Origin of the sequence: Chryseobacterium sp. CBTAP 102, from assembly GCF_003201365.1 — a bacterium.
Taxonomy (GTDB): Bacteria; Bacteroidota; Bacteroidia; order Flavobacteriales; family Weeksellaceae; genus Chryseobacterium; species Chryseobacterium candidae.
Genome location: NZ_QICX01000005.1, coordinates 61,701 through 79,587 on the forward strand (window position 1 = coordinate 61,701; position 17,887 = coordinate 79,587).

13 protein-coding genes are annotated in these 17,887 nt (G+C 38.3%); 6 read left to right on the forward strand and 7 right to left on the reverse strand.

All coding sequences use genetic code 11. The features are described from left to right. Nucleotides 1-2 precede the first annotated feature (2 nt). Together C8D70_RS08595 and C8D70_RS08600 are read right to left on the reverse strand one after the other, a co-directional pair. Nucleotides 3-488: a hypothetical protein gene (locus tag C8D70_RS08595; RefSeq protein ID WP_076595878.1), complete on the reverse strand. Its 486-nt coding sequence runs from the start codon at nucleotides 486-488 to the stop codon at nucleotides 3-5. A gap of 10 nt (nucleotides 489-498) precedes the next feature. Next, a complete protein-coding gene (locus C8D70_RS08600) occupies nucleotides 499-1,704 on the reverse strand; it encodes a pyridoxal phosphate-dependent aminotransferase (protein ID WP_076595879.1) in 1,206 nt (401 codons plus the stop codon). Nucleotides 1,705-1,932: 228 nt separating this feature from the next. Between C8D70_RS08600 and C8D70_RS08605 the strand changes: the two genes are divergently transcribed. The 5 genes from C8D70_RS08605 (at nucleotide 1,933) to C8D70_RS08625 (ending at nucleotide 8,916) form a co-directional block, all read left to right on the forward strand. Next, nucleotides 1,933-4,401 carry a GEVED domain-containing protein gene (locus C8D70_RS08605; RefSeq protein WP_110367043.1) on the forward strand — a complete coding sequence of 823 codons (2,469 nt, stop codon included), beginning with the start codon at nucleotides 1,933-1,935 and terminating at the stop codon, nucleotides 4,399-4,401. A 308-nt stretch (nucleotides 4,402-4,709) separates the two neighbouring features. Then, nucleotides 4,710-5,675, forward strand: a complete 966-nt coding sequence (locus tag C8D70_RS08610) for a T9SS type A sorting domain-containing protein (protein ID WP_110367044.1) — start codon at nucleotides 4,710-4,712, stop codon at nucleotides 5,673-5,675. 144 nt (nucleotides 5,676-5,819) lie between these two features. Further along, on the forward strand, nucleotides 5,820-7,004 hold the full coding sequence (locus tag C8D70_RS08615; protein ID WP_110367045.1) for a hypothetical protein: 1,185 nt from the start codon (nucleotides 5,820-5,822) through the stop codon (nucleotides 7,002-7,004). A gap of 10 nt (nucleotides 7,005-7,014) precedes the next feature. Beyond that, complete coding sequence (locus C8D70_RS08620; RefSeq protein ID WP_110367046.1) at nucleotides 7,015-8,436, forward strand: hypothetical protein; 1,422 nt, start codon at nucleotides 7,015-7,017, stop codon at nucleotides 8,434-8,436. Between the two features lie 24 nt (nucleotides 8,437-8,460). Next, nucleotides 8,461-8,916 (forward strand): DUF1801 domain-containing protein, encoded by a 456-nt coding sequence (locus C8D70_RS08625; protein WP_110367047.1) that lies wholly within the window; start codon nucleotides 8,461-8,463, stop codon nucleotides 8,914-8,916. Between the two features lie 339 nt (nucleotides 8,917-9,255). On the opposite strand, the gene C8D70_RS08630 is transcribed toward C8D70_RS08625, so the two are convergent. Genes C8D70_RS08630 through C8D70_RS08645 form a run of 4 tightly spaced genes read right to left on the reverse strand, consistent with a single transcriptional unit; the run spans nucleotide 9,256 to nucleotide 15,209 of the window. Beyond that, on the reverse strand, nucleotides 9,256-10,521 hold the full coding sequence (locus C8D70_RS08630; protein WP_110367048.1) for a TolC family protein: 1,266 nt from the start codon (nucleotides 10,519-10,521) through the stop codon (nucleotides 9,256-9,258). Continuing rightward, complete coding sequence (locus C8D70_RS08635) at nucleotides 10,511-13,606, reverse strand: efflux RND transporter permease subunit (protein ID WP_110367049.1); 3,096 nt, start codon at nucleotides 13,604-13,606, stop codon at nucleotides 10,511-10,513. The genes C8D70_RS08630 and C8D70_RS08635 overlap by 11 nt, the downstream gene beginning before the upstream one ends. A gap of 15 nt (nucleotides 13,607-13,621) precedes the next feature. Then, complete coding sequence (locus C8D70_RS08640; protein ID WP_110367050.1) at nucleotides 13,622-14,722, reverse strand: efflux RND transporter periplasmic adaptor subunit; 1,101 nt, start codon at nucleotides 14,720-14,722, stop codon at nucleotides 13,622-13,624. A 4-nt stretch (nucleotides 14,723-14,726) separates the two neighbouring features. Continuing rightward, nucleotides 14,727-15,209, reverse strand: coding sequence for an MgtC/SapB family protein (locus tag C8D70_RS08645; RefSeq protein ID WP_076595888.1), 483 nt, complete (start codon nucleotides 15,207-15,209; stop codon nucleotides 14,727-14,729). 358 nt (nucleotides 15,210-15,567) lie between these two features. Between C8D70_RS08645 and C8D70_RS08650 the strand changes: the two genes are divergently transcribed. After that, a complete protein-coding gene (locus tag C8D70_RS08650) occupies nucleotides 15,568-16,419 on the forward strand; it encodes an EamA family transporter (RefSeq protein ID WP_110367051.1) in 852 nt (283 codons plus the stop codon). Between the two features lie 85 nt (nucleotides 16,420-16,504). Here C8D70_RS08650 and C8D70_RS08655 read toward each other — a convergent pair whose 3' ends face one another. Beyond that, nucleotides 16,505-17,866: an ATP-binding protein gene (locus tag C8D70_RS08655; RefSeq protein WP_110367052.1), complete on the reverse strand. Its 1,362-nt coding sequence runs from the start codon at nucleotides 17,864-17,866 to the stop codon at nucleotides 16,505-16,507. Nucleotides 17,867-17,887 lie beyond the last annotated feature (21 nt).

Here is a 17,887-nt window from a genome sequence, read left to right on the forward strand (position 1 = left end):
TTTTATTGGTATTCTTTGGGAAGAATCTTGTCTAGTTGTTTTTTAAGTTGCTGTAACTGCTCGTAATGTAAAGTGTCTGCATAAGCATTCACATAGATATGAGATTTTTTGGGAGTCCGGATCTGGAAGGTTTCATCTGTTCCGCCTACAGACTGCTGGCTGGGAGAGCTTTTGATATGGTCAAGATCTGTAATATGGACGGATGATACCAGCTTTTTCCAAATTTGCGGATGGATGGCAGATGCCCATGATTTATGGGTTTTACGGGCTGTCACTCCTTTTTCTGCAAAAACAGAATCTTTTGTGGCTTTGATAATCCTGTAATTTCCAAGATTCCCTTCAATATCGGATACGCTGATGAATGTAATCTCGTGTGGATTTTTATGAGGAACTGACTGTTCTGTCTTTTTGGAATCACAAGAAAAAAATGCCGACAGCAAAAGAATCGAAAACAGGATTTTCAGATAGAGTTTTTTTGTTGTCGGCATAGGATTTATTTTACAGACTGAATTCTTCTCTGTACTTCTTTAAAGCTTCTTTAAGAATTTCAGCACTTCTTTTTAAGTCTTCTTCTTTCAGAACGTAGGCAATTCTTACCTGTTTTTTACCTAATTCAGGATTGCTGTAGAAGCCTCCTGCAGGCGCAACCATGATGGTTTCGTTGTCAAGAGAGTATTTTTCAAGCAGCCACTGGGCAAATTTTTCAGTATCGTCTACCGGAAGTTCTGCAACACAGTAGAAAGCACCTCTTGGCTTAGGGCAGATCACGCCAGGAATAGCATTTAAAAGATCTACCAATACATTTCTTCTGTGGGTGTATTCTTCTCTTACGGCTCTGATGTAGGGGCCATCATTCTGGTGAGCTGCTGTTGCTGCAATCTGTCCTAAAAGAACCGGGCTTAATCTTGCCTGTGCAAAAAGCATGGCAGCATTGCGGATCTTGTTGGAACGTGTTACCATACACCCGATTCTTACCCCACACATAGAGTAACGCTTGGATTCAGAGTCAATGATGATACAGTTTTCTGCTAATTCAGGGAAATCAAGCATTGAAATCTGCTGCTTTCCATCATATACGTATTCTCTGTATACTTCATCAGAAATGATTACGATGTCATATTTCAAAGCAATTTCTGCCAGTTTTTGAAGTTCCTCACGGGTATAAAGATATCCTGTAGGGTTTCCAGGGTTGCAGATAATGATTGCTCTTGTTTTTTCTGTAATTTTTTTCTCGAATTCCTCAACAGGAGGCAAAGCAAAGCCAGTATCAATTGTAGAAGGTACAGCGACTACATTCACATCAAATGTGCTGGTGAAACCATTGTAGTTGGCATAATAAGGTTCAGGAATAATCACTTCATCCCCTTCGTCACATAAAGTAGAAATCGCAAAGTTAAGCGCTTCAGAACCTCCGTTGGTAACAATAAAGTTGTCAGGAGTAAGATCTGAGAAGCCTAAAGAGTGGTAGTATTCTGTAAGGGCTTTTCTGTATTCAATATTCCCTTCAGAAAGCGCATATTCCAATACTTTTAAATCGATGTTTTTTAAAGCATTTAAAGCTGTTTCCGGAGTTTCAATATCAGGCTGTCCGATATTAAGGTGATATACTTTTATTCCTTTCTGTTTTGCTTGTAATGCAAAAGGAACCAGTTTTCTTACCGGCGATGGCGGCATATGCAGTGCTCTGTTTGAAATATTCGGCATTGTTCAAAAAATTTGTATGACAAAAATAGGATTTAATTTCTCAATAATAAAATTATGAGTTAATTAAGAAGGAGTTTTCTCAAGTTTTTATATACCTTTTAAATTCTAATTATTCTGATAAATTTTGATGTTGATATTTTGTTAATATTAATTAAATATTGATTTTTAATTAAAAATAATAATTTTATATTGTTATTTTTTATAAATTTCGCCGCAAATGTAATTAAAATGATAGTAAATTTATTTTCTAGAGCGGTGTCTGCCATCGCTCTTTTCTCAGCCAGTGTAATGATGGCTCAAAATTTTCAGCCAATGCCGGTTTCTTCAGGCTATACGGCAGACGTGATTGCAAACGGAATAGGTTCCTCATCAGTTTCAACAACCAATGATGTAGATGGAGTTTCTTATGCTTTTGTTGCAAGAGATTTTCAGTTAACTTCTACAAGCCCGGCGCTTACTTATGGTCTGCCAATAAATGGAATTATTAATTCTGCTGTTGCAGGAACTCCCGGACTTAGCTATGTTTTAGGAAATTTAAGTGCGAATAACTCATTAAGACTGGCTGCTACCAATGATAACGGAACTCTTACTTTTACCACTCCTAAACCCGCTTTTACTTTGTATATGCTTTCTACCAGCGGTAGCGGAACATCTGCTGTAAATGTTACAGTTAATTTTACGGATGGAAGCAGCCAGGTATTTTCCAATATAGGTCTTGCTGACTGGTATGGTGGATCCAATTTTGCCATCCAGGGAATAGGAAGGATTAAGAGAACTACGGATGCCTTAGAATCCAGTACTACGGATCCGAGACTTTATCAAAATGCATTAGTAATAGACGCTGCTAATCAGGCAAAACCCATACAAAGTGTGATGGTAACCAAAGCAAGCGGTTCGGGTTATCCTAATATTTTTGCTTTTTCAGCAGATGTGTATTCAGACTGTGCACCTCCAGCATTGCAGGCGGTTTCCGGAGTCACAGCTAATTCTGCTTTAGTTTCCTGGACGGGGAGCGCTGCCAGTTATGATGTGTATCACAGTACCTCAAACACAACTCCTGCAAATTCAGTAACCCCTACTTATCCTGGAGTAACAGGAACAAGTACAACAATAGGAGGTCTCAATTCAAATACAACCTACTATTATTGGGTGAAATCCAACTGTAATACTGCAACCAGCCAAAGCGTATGGTCTTTTGCAGGAACATTTAAAACAGCCTGTTCTACTTTCACTGTTCCATATACAGAGAATTTTGATACAACAAGTACAGGTTCAACTTCAAATACCAATGCTCCAAGCTGCTGGGCATATCTGGAAAGTGCATCATTTGCAGGCTATGGATATGTAACAACAACAAATAATTATTCAGCTCCTAACGCTTATTATATGACCAATTCAACTGCTACTACGGGTAGTCAGATGCTGGTTGCACCTCCTACTATCAACCTTTCAGATGGTACGAAGCGTGTAAGGTTCTATGCAAGAGGAGGAGGAAGTAATTATACATTGTTAGTGGGAACATTATCAAATCCTACAGATCCCAATTCCTTTACACAAATTGGAGCTCCTATTGCTTTAACAACTACCCACACTCAATATACAGTTAATATTCCGGCGGGTACTGATTTACAGCTAGCATTTAAACATGGTTTAGGAGGTTCTTCACGTTCTATTTATATTGATAATATTACCGTTCAGAATATCCCTTCCTGCCTTGAGCCCACTGCACTTACGTCATCAAACGTAACAATGAACTCAGCAACAATCGGTTGGACCGCATCAGCTTCAGTTCCTGCAAACGGATACGAAGTATATTACAGTACAACCAATACTGCGCCTGATGCTACAACGGTTTTGAATGCTTCCAATTCTGTAACTTCTACCACTATTTCTGCGCCATTGAATTTACTATCTGCGGATACGAACTATTATGCATGGGTAAGATCTGTATGCAGTGCCAGTGACAAAAGTATCTGGAGTGAAGCTACTGCATTCAGAACAGGGTACTGTCTGCCTTCATCCGGTTCTCAGAATTCCTGGCTTTCTGATTTCAGTTCTACAGGAGGACTTGTAGATATGGCTTATTCGTCCGGTTCAAGTGTTGCAGGTGGTTATCAAAACTTAACAGCAAGCAGCAACAAAATAATAAATGCTCCGGGATCCAGTACTTCAGTATCTTTTACTGCCGGTGGTCCTACATGTGGAATTGGCGTTTGGGTAGACTGGAATAATAACTTAACTTTTGAAGCTTCAGAAAGAATGTTTGTTACCAACACTTATATTACAAGTACTTCGGGATCTATCACTGTACCTGCAGGAACACCTCTTGGAACTTATAGAATGAGAGTGGTGACTGATTATAACAGTACAGCTCCTTCAAACCCCTGCACTGCTATTTCAAGAGGAGAATTCATTGATTTTACATTTGAAGTGGCTACCTCTTTATCCACTTCAGAAACGAATTTGAAGAAAAAAGAAGTGAATGTATATCCTAATCCTTTCAAAGATGTTCTGCATATTGCGGATATCAGGGATGTTAAATCTGTAACGGTTATGGATGTAGCGGGAAGAGTAGTGAAAGCTATAGACAATCCAACTAATGAACTTCAGTTAGGTGAATTAAATGCCGGGTTATACTTGGTAACGATGAACTTTAAAGATGGTTCAAAATCAACAGTAAAAGCCATTAAAAAATAAAATTTTTTGAGTTAATAATTTCTGTAGGCAGCTGCATTCGTGTGGCTGCCTTTTTTGTGATCAGGTGTAACTTTCCGAGATTTGATATTCCAATTTTTATAAGGCAGATAATTTCTAGCTTCCAAGATCTATTATTCAGAATAAGTAAATAATATTCATTATAAGTTTTTTGAGTACTAATAATTTTAGCCTTTTTGTAGCTTTTTTTTGCAATTTAAGTCAATATGTTATTTATTGTTATGTGAAATAGCTTTTTTATTATGGGTTTTTTATTTTTGGATTAGATTAAACACAAAAAAGATCTCTTTATGAAAAAAAAATTATTCTTACAAAAGCTTTCATGCGTTGTTTTATTCTCTACCGTTGTAATGCAGGCTCAAAATTTTCAAACAATGCCTGTTCTGTCCGGATATACGGATGATGTTATAGCTAATGGTATCGGATCTTCTTATGATTCCGTTTCCAATGATATTGATGGGGTAGGGTATGCTTTTGTAGCGACAGATTTTAAAGCAGTGAGTTCTGATCCGCCTCTGGCTTTTGGTATACCTGTGAATGGTATTATTAATTCTGTAGTAGCCTCAACTCCCGGATTGAGTTATCAGTTGGGAGATCTGAATTCCAATAATTCGCTGAGGTTGGAAACTGCCGGGCAAAATGGAACCCTTGTATTTATAACACCACTAGCAGCTTTAAAACTGTATATGCTTGCAACAAGCGGAAGTGGTGCGGCTACCGTAATGGCTACAGTGACATTTACAGATAATACTTCTCAGGTATTTTCCAATATCAGTATTCCTGATTGGTATGGCGGTTCCAATTATGCGGTTCAGGGTCTGGGAAGAGTTGTTGTGGGTATTGATGATATAGAAGCTGATAGCTTTAATCCCAGAATATATCAGTTTGCACTGAATATGGATACAGCCAACCAGTCTAAATCTGTAAAAAGTGTTACCCTTACAAAAAGCGGAGGTGATGGTATTGTCAACCTTTTTGCTTTTTCTGCAGACAAAAATACCCAACTCAGTACTGCTGAAGTAAATGGTTTTAAAAAAGGAGATATTTATCCAAATCCTTTTAAAGATGTTTTTCATATTAATGATATAAAAAATGTTAAGAGTATAACAGTTTCAGATGTGGCGGGAAGAGAGGTGAAAGCCATAGATAACCCATCAACAGTACTTCAGTTAGGTGAATTAAATGCCGGTTTATACTTGGTGACAATGAACTTTAAAGATGGTTCAAAATCAACAGTAAAAGCCATTAAAAAATAAAGTTTTTTGAGTTAATAATTTTTGTAGGTAGCTGCACTCGTGTGGCTGCCTTTTTTTATGAGCAGTTTAATAATAACTGGACAAAATATTATCAGAAATTGTCCATAAAATTATTATACATTTGCATTGAAAACTATAACATCCATGAATAAATTTAAACTGCTTTTTTTAATACCATTATTTTATTCCGAATTTTCCCAGGCTCAGCGAATTGATAAAGAAGTAATCAGTTTTCAGCTTTTAAAAGAACCAGTGTTTCCTACGGAACTTTCTAACAGAAATTACATGATTACGGTAAAGTCTCCCTATAATATTACAAAAGACGATGTCATAAGAATTTCGAAAGAAGACCATCAGAAAAAGGTAGATAATTATCATACTAATGTTGAGAATGCCAAATATGAGCATCAGGAAAGATTAAAAGACTATGATGCTGAGGTGAAAAAACTTCAGGAAAAATACAAACTGGAATCTGCAGAATACAGCAAATTATCAGCGGTTGAAAAAATTGCAGCTACCAACGGAGCTCCTGTGCTGAGACTTCCTTCAAGACCTGTACTTAATATTCCTTCAATGCCGGTTTATCAGCAGCCCGATCTGAGAGATGCTTTAATTGTGGATAACAAAATTCTGGCTTCCCAAATAGATGTGACCGGCTTTTCAAAAGGTGGGAATTATCTTGATATTGTGATTGAAATGGAAAGAACAAATTTTCAGGACAATCAGGGAAAGACTTTTGCCAATCAGCCAACAAAAATCACAGCGAAGCAAGGTGGTACTGTAAAGCTGGATAAAACCTATTTCTCAGATTTTACAGAAATAGCAAGTGTTCCGACTAATGAAATTAATCTGAATGCTCAGGAAAAAAGATTCCTGCAAAGAACGATTGACCGTACAAGAAATATTATCAATGAAAACTTCGGGTATCAGACGATCAACTCTACAGTAACATTAGCGACTGTAAAAAATAAAGGTGAATATGATGATCTGGAAAAAGCATATATCTACGTTACGACCAATCTGAAGAAACTTCAGGCAAAATCAGATTACGCACCAAACAAAGTAGCCATGGAAAATATGCAGAAAGGAATTGATCTTTGGAAAACAGCTTTAACAAAAGTAAATTACAACGATAAGAAAGCTGTTTACAATCAGAAGATCGGAGAATATCTTTATTTTAACCTGATCAGATTGAATATTGCTTTAGGAAACTATCAGGAAGCAGAGAAATATTTAAATGAGTTACAGGAGCATTTAGTGGATATCAAATTATCCTACGATGCCAATCTTGAACTGAAAAGACTGGAAGAAAAAATTTATAATAACTAAAGAAAACAATATGATTAAACAGATTTTTGCTTCGGCATTAATTACCGCTTCTGTGTACTCTTACGCACAGACCAAAGTGACAGAAGGAACAAAATTCACTGTGGATGCCAATCTTGAAACGGATGATAAACTGGTACTGGCAGATGATTATAATTCTTATATGTTCAGTGTTATCAATATTGACGGACTGATGAGAAATGTTTTCCCTCACAAAAAATTGCTGATGAGAAAACTGGATCAGAACGGAAGTCTTGTGGATACTTATGTGAAAGATTATGCCAACAAAACAAACGGTGTGCTTCACAATTATCTGGGATCACAACAGATCGATGATGATAAATTGATAGCATTTACGGAAGAGTATTTCGGAAAAGAAAACAGAAAAGAAGTTTTTCAGCATGTTTTCAGCAGAAAGGAAGGCACTTTTACCACAAAGAGTATTGCAAAATACAGCATTGAATCTACCAACAGATCAGGAACAACTTATGTTCTTTTCTCAGAAAACGGAAAATATGCTGCGATCTTCAATGACAGATTTGCCAACAAAAAAACAGAGAATGTGAATGATGTTCTGGTATTGGATCTGAGAACACTTACTCCGGTTTGGAACAAAGAAATCACATTAAGCAGTGATTATGTTGAAAAGTCTTTAACATTAACTAATTCGGCCAAAATAGTTGTGTTGCGTAAGGCTGCAGGCTGGAAGGAATCTTATAAGCTGGAACTGGTTTCCAATACTGAAGATAAAGACCTTCCGTTTGATGATAAATATATTCCTGAAAAATTATATGCTTTCAGTAAAAATGACAATGATTATCTGGTGACTTTTGGAAGAAAAAATGCAACAGTTACTGTTGGATCAAGTACTTTCGGAACAGTAATGTTTTATGACATGAAATCCGGAAAAGCGGTCATCAGCAATACCAATCTGGCAGGAAGTAAAGATATGAACGATGTGAAGGTCATCAAAACGATTGTGAAAGGGGATGAGACTTTAATGGCTGTTCAGCAGGAAACAGTAACAAGACCGATGCCTACAGCAATGAACCGCTTCCCTGATCCTGTATATTCTCTGGATGCGGGAATGCTGATTAAGTTTAATAAAGAAGGTGAGGTAAAACAATTTGTAGCAGCTGGAACTTCTACCGGGAAAAGAATTCATGTGGTGGAAGCTGGAGACAAGCTTTATATTTCCGCTTTCTACCCTAAAGGAGCTTTCGGTAACACAGGGTTTTCAATGAAAGTTTTTGACTTTGCCAATCTGAAACCTCAGGAAGTAAGCCTTGATTATAAGGGAAAAAATTTCTTCCAGAACTACGGTTTTGCAGACGGGAATATGATTCAGTACGTTCCGAATGTGAATAAAATGATGTTCCTTCAAAAGAGCAGCAAAGAGGTTCAGATGTTCAGTGTATACAATTTCATAAAATAATCGTATTTTAGAAAAAAATACAATATGCAGATTCAGTCAGTTTCCATAGAAGATTATATCTCCAAGATTCCCGAAGAAAGACAGGAAGCTTTTAAAAAACTTTTTGATACGGTGAATAATAATCTCCCGAAAGGTTTTGAAGAAGCCACAAATTACGGAATGATAGGCTGGGTAGTTCCTTTGTCAACATATCCTGCCGGATATCACTGTGCACCCGGAACGCCGCTGCCATTCATTAATATAGCTTCCCAGAAGAATTTTATAGCACTCTATCATATGGGATTGTATTCCACACCGGAATTACTAGAATGGTTTGTGGCAGAATATCCCAAACATTCCAAAAAGAAGCTGGATATGGGTAAATCCTGTGTACGCTTCAAAAAAGCAGAAGATATTCCTTTTGAACTGATAGCTGAACTGAGTCAGAAAATGACGCCTGATGACTGGATCAAAATTTATGAATCACAGTATAAGAAATAAAAAAAGCCCTGATATCAAATAGATTTCAGGGCTTTTTTATGCTGGAGGCGGGAAGACTTGAAGCTGGAAGTTATATTTGTGTTTTTAGATTTATTGATTGCAATTTGATGATAATTTTTTGAGTTTTTAAAAATTATTGATATTTATATACAATTTTACATTAATCCTGCTGCCCTCTGTCATTCTGAATGTAACGTAGTGAAATGAAGAATCTAGGCTTTACATGGATTCTTCCTTCGTCAGAATGACAATGGTGTAAATTGTATATAGTTGCCAAATTAATAAAATGATTTTCATCTATCCACGGCTTCCATAAAACTCCCAGAACCCATCTTCCAGCTAAAAATGAATATCCCAGATTCCCGCTTTTCGCTCAAGCTCAATCAAAGCGGCTGCGTTATCTGCAAGAGCCTCATAATAATCTTTTCTTACATTGTTATACGTTCGCTGGGCATTCAAAACTTCAAGGATAGAGCTTTCTCCTCTTTTATAGCTGTAGGTAATCCCTTCCAGAATGCTTTGTGCTTCCGAAAGCATTCCGTTATGAAATTGTCTGAGCTGTTTCTGAGTGGCTGCATAGTGTTGATAGGCTTGTATCACTTCAGCTTTTATTCCCTGTTCAATCTGTTTATATTCAACTTCCGCCTGCGAATGGGCCATTTCTGCTATTTTCAATCCTGCATTTCTTCTGTTGGAAAATTTTAAGGGAATACTAATGCCCATTTTTACCGCATTTACAGCTGGGGAAGGAGCAATTTCGTTAGTCGCTTCCGTATGTCGTTCTGCTCCGGCACTGATACCTAGATCTATGACTCTGTTTGCTTTTTCAAGATTGATCTGGCTTTTGGTAACTTCCGTATTTTGTTTGGCGGCCATTAAATCTGCTCTCTCATTCAAAGCCTGGAGGATCAGATCATCCATACTGAAATCTCTGTTGAAGGCATTAAAATCTCCGGCAACGTCTCTGCCGGTTATTTTGCTGTCTCCCAGAAATACCGATAAACCGGTGATAGCCTGCTGTTCTGCACTTTCAGCCTGATATACTTCATTGAGCAAAGAAGCGGCTTCCAGCTTACTCTGTTTGGAAGCGACTAATGTTATAGTTCCCAATTGGTAGCGGATACTGTCGGATTTTGCCAGTTGCTGCATATTTTTGTAAGAATCCTGCTGCACTTCAAGCAAAGCTTTGGATTTTAAAGCCTCAATATATCCTAAACTGGCATCTGCACGAAGATTCCTGAAAAAATCCTGCAATAGTATTTTGCTCAGCTCGGATTGATTTCTGGCGAGATTAACTCTGGCTTTTCTTTTACCACCCAATTCAAGTGTCCAGCCGATGGAAGCACCGTAGGCATATCCCATATTTTGATGTACACCGTTATTAGTGGTTTCCATTTCCAGCTCAGGATCAGGAAACATATTAGCCGTCTGGATAGCAGCTTCTGCCATACTTACATTGTACTTTTGAGAAGCATAGCCTAAATTCTTATTTCCGACAAGACTCAGGTATTCTTCAAATGGTAAAAGCTCTTTTTCCTGTGCCTTCATACCTGTAATATTAAACAATACGACAGATAATATGATAATATGAACTTTAATTTTCATCTGATTCCAAATTTTGTTTTTTGCTTAGGCGTTCAGCCATAAAATAAATAGCAGGCAGCACGAATAGGGTTAAAATAGTAGAGAACATCAGCCCGTAAACAATGACAGTTGCCAATGGACGCTGTACATCAGAACCAATTCCTGTGGCCAGTGATGCCGGAAATAATCCGATTACAGCAACCGTTGCGGTCATCAGTACAGGTCTGAAACGGTCTTTTGCGCCTTTGATGGCAGCCTGTTTCAGCTCATATCCTTTCTTCCGGAGATCATTGATATGAGAAATCATAATCACTCCGTTCTGAATAGCAACTCCAAAGAGTGCGATAAATCCTACTGCGGAGGATACATTCAGAGACATTCCCCGGATATTGAGTGCGAGCATTCCGCCAAATAATGCCAGCGGAACAATAGACATCAGAACCAAAGCCTGTCTGAAATCTCCAAAGGCACCATACAACAGCAGAAACATAATGGCCAGTGCTAACGGAACAATAAATGCCAGCCTTGAATACGCCCTGTTTTGATTTTCAAACTGTCCGCCCCATTTGATCTGGTATTTCTCATGATCGTATTTGATCTCTTTTTCAATTGTACCCTGTGCTTTTTTCAGGAAAGAAGAAAGATCAGTACCTCTTAAATTCAGCTTTACCGTAAGATGTCTTTTGTTCATTTCTCTGGTAATAGTGCTTTCGCCGGTACTCAGTTTCACTTCTGCTACCTGTGATAAAGGAATTTTTGCTCCGGAAGCTGAGGTAAGCATCAGGTTCCCGATTTTATCTGGTGTGTCGCGGCTGTCTTCTGTATAACGGCATGAAATATCATACACCTTATTGCCGATAAAGATCTGGGAAATGGCTTTTCCTCCCAAAGCGACTTCAATAAGGTCGGCAACATCTGCTACATTCAAACCATACTGAGCAATTTTGTCTCTGTTGGCAATAATCTGCAACTGAGGTAATGGCGGTTCCTGATCAATGGCAAGGTCTGCAGAACCCGGAATTTTATTTAAAGTAGACAATACATTTTCAGCAATTCTTCTGGTTTCTTTAAAATCTTCTCCATACACCTTTACTACTAATTCGCTGTGAGCTCCGGAAATTTTATCCATTACCCCGTCAATCATAGGTTGTGAAAAACCTACGGTGAATCCCGGCATATCTTTATAATCAGCTGCGAGTTCTTTGATAAGGTCTGCTTTTGTCTTTCCTGCCGGCCATTCGCTGTAGGGCTTTATTCCGACAGAAACTTCAAAGTGGGAAGCCGTCCACGGGTCTGTACCATCATCATTACGTCCTGCCTGAACCATCATATAAGTAATTTCGGGATGTTTTAAAGTACGGGCGCGCAAGGTATCGCTCATTTCCTTTGATTGGGCTAAAGAAATTCCGGGTGGCAGCTGTACCTGCAGCCATATAGAACCTTCATCCAGCTCCGGAAGGAAGTCTTTTCCTACATGCCAGGAGAGAACTCCGGCAGATACCAGAACAATCATAATAGGAATGATAACTCTTTTGGGAGTCTGCATTATTTTTTCAATGCTCTTTCCGTAAGCTGTGCTTAGTTTTTCCAGCCATTTGTTGTGATAGATCTTTTGTGGTTTTCTATAGATCACATACGCTAATCCGGGGATCAGCAGTAATGCTACAGCCAGAGCTCCCAACAGAGCATATCCAACAGTAAAAGCCATAGGGGTAAATAATTTTTTTTCCACTCTTTCAAATGCAAACAATGGAAGATAAGCAGTAATGATAATGATGGTGGAAAAGAAAATAGGTTTGGCTACTTCAATCACTCTTTGAGTAATCGTTTTTTCTTCCAGTGTTTCTTCTGAATTTTCTTCTCTTTTTTTCAGAATGGTTTCCAGCATGACGATTGCCCCGTCTACAATGATTCCAAAATCAATTGCTCCCAATGAAAGCAGATTGGCCGGAATATTGGTAAAATGCATCAATATAAAAGCAAATAACAAAGAAAGCGGAATGGTAATAGCCACTAATAATGCTCCACGCCAGCTTCCCAAAAATACAATCAGCACAATAATAACCAAAACAATTCCTTCGGTGAGGGTGTGAGAAACTGTGGTAAGCGTGGTTTTTACAAGGTCTGTTCTATCCAGGAAAGGATGGATTTTTACACCCGGTGGAAGTGTTTCGTTATTCAGTTCTTCAATAGCTTCATGAACCCCTTCTAAAACTTGTGAAGGATTTTGACCTCTTAATAAAAGTACAATTCCTTCTACGCTTTCGGAATAATTACGCTTATGGTCTGTGTAGCCAAGGATTCCTTTTCTTTCCAGATTTCCGTATTTCAATGTTCCTACGTCATTCAGAAAAACAGGAACTCCATTTTGGGTTTTGACTACAATTTTTCCAAGATCATCCAAATCTTTTACCAAACCGATTCCGCGGATTACGTACGCAAGGTTCCCACGGGGAAGCATACTTCCTCCGGCACTCACATTGTTTTTGGAGATCGTTTCGGTAACTTCGGAAAGGGATAATCCGTATTGTTCAAGCTTATGCGGATCCAGTTCAATCTGGAACTGAGTGGTAATTCCCCCGAAGTTGGTCACATCAGCAATCCCTGAAATCTGTTTAATACGGGGGATAATCACAAACTTCTGTAAATCCGTAAGCTCCCGCAGGCTGTGATTGTTACTTTCGATAATATAACGATACACTTCGCCGATGGGCGAGGTAAGGGGATCTAATCCCGGCTGTGCACCATAAGGAAGCTCCACATCCGTCAGTCTTTCCTGGATACGCTGCCTTGCCCAGTAATCGTCTATACCATCATCAAAAACCATAGTAATAATGGAAAGCCCGAAGGTACTTTTGCTTCGCATCACATGCATTCCCGGAAGACCATTCAGGGATCTTTCCAAAGGGATAGTGATCTGCTGTTCTACTTCTTCAGCAGCCAGACCCGGAACCTGCGTTACCACCTGAGAGGTTACATCAGCAATATCGGGATAAGCTTCTATGGATAATCTGGTCCAGGAATAATACCCGAAGAACCCCAGTAAAAGGAAGAGAGCCAGCATAAGCCATCTCTTCTGTATAGAGATTGTCAGTAATTTCTTCATCGTTTTTCTTTTACATTATTTTGCATCCGGCATATAAATTCCCCCTTCGGTCATGATGGTTTCTCCGGGTTGTAAGCCTGATGTTATTCTAACTGTTTTTTCATCGGTTTCTCCTGTTGTCACAGAACGTTTTGTATATTGATTCTTACCGGTTTTTACCCATACATACTGGGAATTGTCCTGCTGCATTAAAGCGGTTACGGGAATCATCACTGTCTTTTCCGGAGTTGTTGAAAAGTTGACTGTAGCGTACATGCCTGGCTTTAGTTTTCTGTCCGGGTTGTCACATTCAATAAGGACTTTGATGCTTCGGGTATCTTCGTCTACAACTTCATTGATATGGTATACTTTTCCGGTAATATTGCTGTCGGGATATGCACTTACTTTTACAGAAACCTGATCTCCTTTATTGACAAAACGGATGTCTTTTTCTTTTACATCACCGGAAATCCAGACTTTTGATAATTCTGCGATGATTATTACCGGATCTGCATCTCCTTTCAGATATTGCCCGTTTACAATTTTGTTGGAAATAATTTCTCCGTTAATGGGTGCTCTTACAACGAGTGGACTTCCTATACCTCCGCCTTTACTGTTATAGACTTTCAAGGCAGAAGAAGCATTGGAGAGAGATGTTTTTTTATTTTTAAAATCAGTTTCTGCTTCATCCAGTTCTTTCTGAATGCCAACTCCATGTTTTACAAGGTCCTGCTGGCGTCTGTAATTTTTTTCTGCGAGCTGTACATCATTCAGTGCATCTGTATAATCCTTTTGAACTGAAAAATAATCTGATGATAGAATTTCAAAAAGAGGACTCCCCGCAGATACATGTTGTCCAAGCTGAATAAACGATTGGATAATTCTTCCGGAAAAAGGACTGGCAATTTCCGCATAATGATTGGGTATTGCCTGGATTGTTCCTGCTGAAACCACACCATCACTATGTTCCTGTTCGATAATAACCTGCGTTTTAATTTTTTTGAAAACAGGATGGGTTTCCGGAACAGTAATCTGATTACCGCGGGTCATTATTTCCGGTTCTTTGTTTGGCTGGGTTGTATTGTCTTTACAGGAAACTGCAAAGAGAATAATACTACTTAAGATTACTTTTTTCATGATCTTAATACAATTGAGTGCTGTTGCTGATTTTTACTTTTTCTTTGTTATTTTTCCTGGTACTGAGCCATTTTTTGCTTCTGGTTTCTTTCTGAGAGGCCATAGTAGGTCTCAGAAATATATTGGTAGAGACAATGAAGAGAACTGTGATGAGGGCTTCTAAAGGATATCCCAAAGCGCATAGTGCGCCTATGGCCGCCGAACACCATAATGTGGCTGCCGTGTTTAATCCTCTTACGGTAAGACCGTCTTTCATGATAACACCGCCGCCAAGGAAACCTATTCCGCTGACAATATAAGAGGTGATTCGTCCGGCCGCATCGCCACCAATTCTGATGGCAATTAATACAAAGGCTGCAGAGCCGATACATACCAGCGTATTGGTGCGAAGGCCTGCATTTTTTTTACGCCACTGTCTTTCGAAACCAATACCGGCTCCCAGACAGAATGCGGTGAGTAATCGTAGGGTGAATTCAAATGTATTCATAACTTTTCCTGTTTTATAAAGCTTTTCAGCTGTACGGGAAAAGTGAGTACAACTAAAGCTTTTAAGATTGATAATGACGGTAAGGATCTGAGTCCATATGCTTTATTTTTTACTGTGCAAAAGTAAAGACCATTATGCTTTTTTACTGTTAGAGAAGCTTTAGAATGTTATTAGAAAATCATTAGAGAAAATCTGTACGAAAATTTATATGAAATCTGTACCCATTGTAAGAGATAAAATTTCAATACATTTGGTGCAGGCTATTTATATGCTGAATTTCATGATTTTTATATGAAATAAGAACTTGTTTAATCCCGGAAACTTCCTTCCAACATCTTTTGAACATTATAGTTTGGAAATGAAAAAATCAAACATAGCAATACCTGCCACGCTTTTAGCCATTATATGTGTGCAGGGAGGTGCTTCTATTGCAAAGCAGCTTTTTCCTGCCATTGGAGCTATTGGTACGGTTACTTTAAGAATTGTACTTTCAGCTGTATTGTTAACTTTGATCAACCGTCCGAAGTTTTTACAGTTTAACAGCCAGAAATGGAAATATTGTGCAATCTACGGAATAGGGCTGGCCGCAATGAATCTTATTTTTTATATGGCCATTCAAAGAATTCCTTTGGGACTGGCGGTTACTGTGGAATTTGCAGGTCCGTTATTTCTTGCTTTAGCTTTGTCCCGTAAACTGCTGGATGTGATATGGGCTTTACTGGCCTGTGTGGGAATCCTGCTTATTGTCCCATGGCAGAATGATCATGTAGATTTGGTTGGACTTGGGCTTGCCTTTCTGGCAGGAATATTCTGGGCTCTGTATATTGTAATGGGTGGAATGGTTTCCAAAATAATGGATGGAAAAGATGCGGTAACCACCGGGATGATATTTGCCAGTCTTGTAATTATTCCTTTTACAATATGGGATGGAGCCGTTTTCAATCTTACCCCCACTATTTTTATAAAAGGTCTTGGTGTGGCTGTTCTTTCCAGTGCTTTGCCTTTTTCACTGGAGATGATGGCGCTGAAAAAACTTCCGGCAAAGACTTTCAGTATTCTGATGAGTCTGGAACCTGCATTTGCTGCACTTTCAGGATTGGTTTTTCTTGCTGAAGAATTATCTTTTTTACAGTGGATTTCCATTGCATGTGTGGTTACAGCAAGTATAGGAACTACCATTTTCAGTAAAAAATCTCTTTCTCATGAGTAAGAAAGAATATTTTTAAAACATTAATCTAATTAAGGTTTAAGGGGAATTAATATTCAAATAAATTTAAATGAAGTCTTTTTATACGTTAACTGATCATAAAATTAACTTTAAAAGTAGTTTCATTATACTCTGATACTACAGTAATTTTTGCATGATGAAGGTGAATGATTTTCTCGGTGAGAAACAGTCCTATTCCATGACCTTTTTCACTTTTGGAATTCTCACTTCTGTAGAAAGGCTTGAAGATATGCTTTAAATCGTCTTCATTTATAGCATTTCCTGTATTGGTAAAATGGATGGTGAGAATTTTTGAATCTGTACTTACGTCAATCAGGCAAGTATGTTCCTGAGAATATTTACAGGCATTGTCAATAAGATTATTGAAGGCAACCTGCAGAAGATATTCATTTCCCTGAATGATAAGCTGGTCTTCTTCTACCGAATCTTCAATGTTCAGCGAAACTTTATATCCCGAATTTTCTTTTGTGATTTTAGTATAAGATTCCAGAAGAACTTCATCAAGACGAACTTCCGAAAAGCTGATCTCATTGGGATCATAGCTTGCTTTGGCCAGATCCATTAAACTATTGGAAAGCTTTACCATATTTCGGGCATCATCCAATGTATTTCGGATGGTTTCCTGATATTCTTCTTTGGTTTTATCTTTTTCAGAAGCGAGTTCCAGCTCGGTGATGATGGCTGATAAAGGCGTTCTCAGTTCGTGTGAAATATTGGATACAAAATGTTTTTGCGAATCAAAAGAATTTTCAAGCCGTTCCAGCATTCCATTGAAGTTCTGGGCTAGTTCATTCAGCTCGTCTTTTGCTTTTGTAGTTTTCAGACGCAGCTGTAGTTTTCCGGCTGTGATTTTTTTTATCTGAATAACCATTTCAGTCAGCGGACTTAATGCTTTTTTGGAGAGAAATATTCCAGCCAGATAAATCAAAACCAGAATGATGAAGAATGAGATAATGCTGATGGTAAGGAGATGAGTAAGATATTCATATCCGTACTGATCATAAGCTGCGGCAGTTACTGCATACGTTTGTCCCTCATATTGATACACCATCCCGATCACCTGCAAATCATTTAAAAAGAAATTAATTTTCTTCTTTTGAAAGATCTGAGAAAGCATTTCCGAAGTTTCTTTTACATAATCTACTTTGGCGTCATCATGATAAACCAGCTGCTTATGAACATCATAAATTGCTACCTGAACTTCATTGAGCGTTCTTGTATTGTTTTTATAAAGCTTGTGCATTTCCTGTTCGGGAAGTGAGCTTCGGAAAAATAAATCAGCCTTGGCAATGGCTTCGTTCTGAAGTTCGCTGTAAAAAGATTTTTCTCTGGCTTCTTTGGATGAATAATAGATTGAAATACTGTAAACACCCAAAAGCATTGCCGTGATTAAGGTAAAAAGCAGGGTAAGTCTGGTTCTTATTTTCATCCTGATATTTTTAGTTCATCT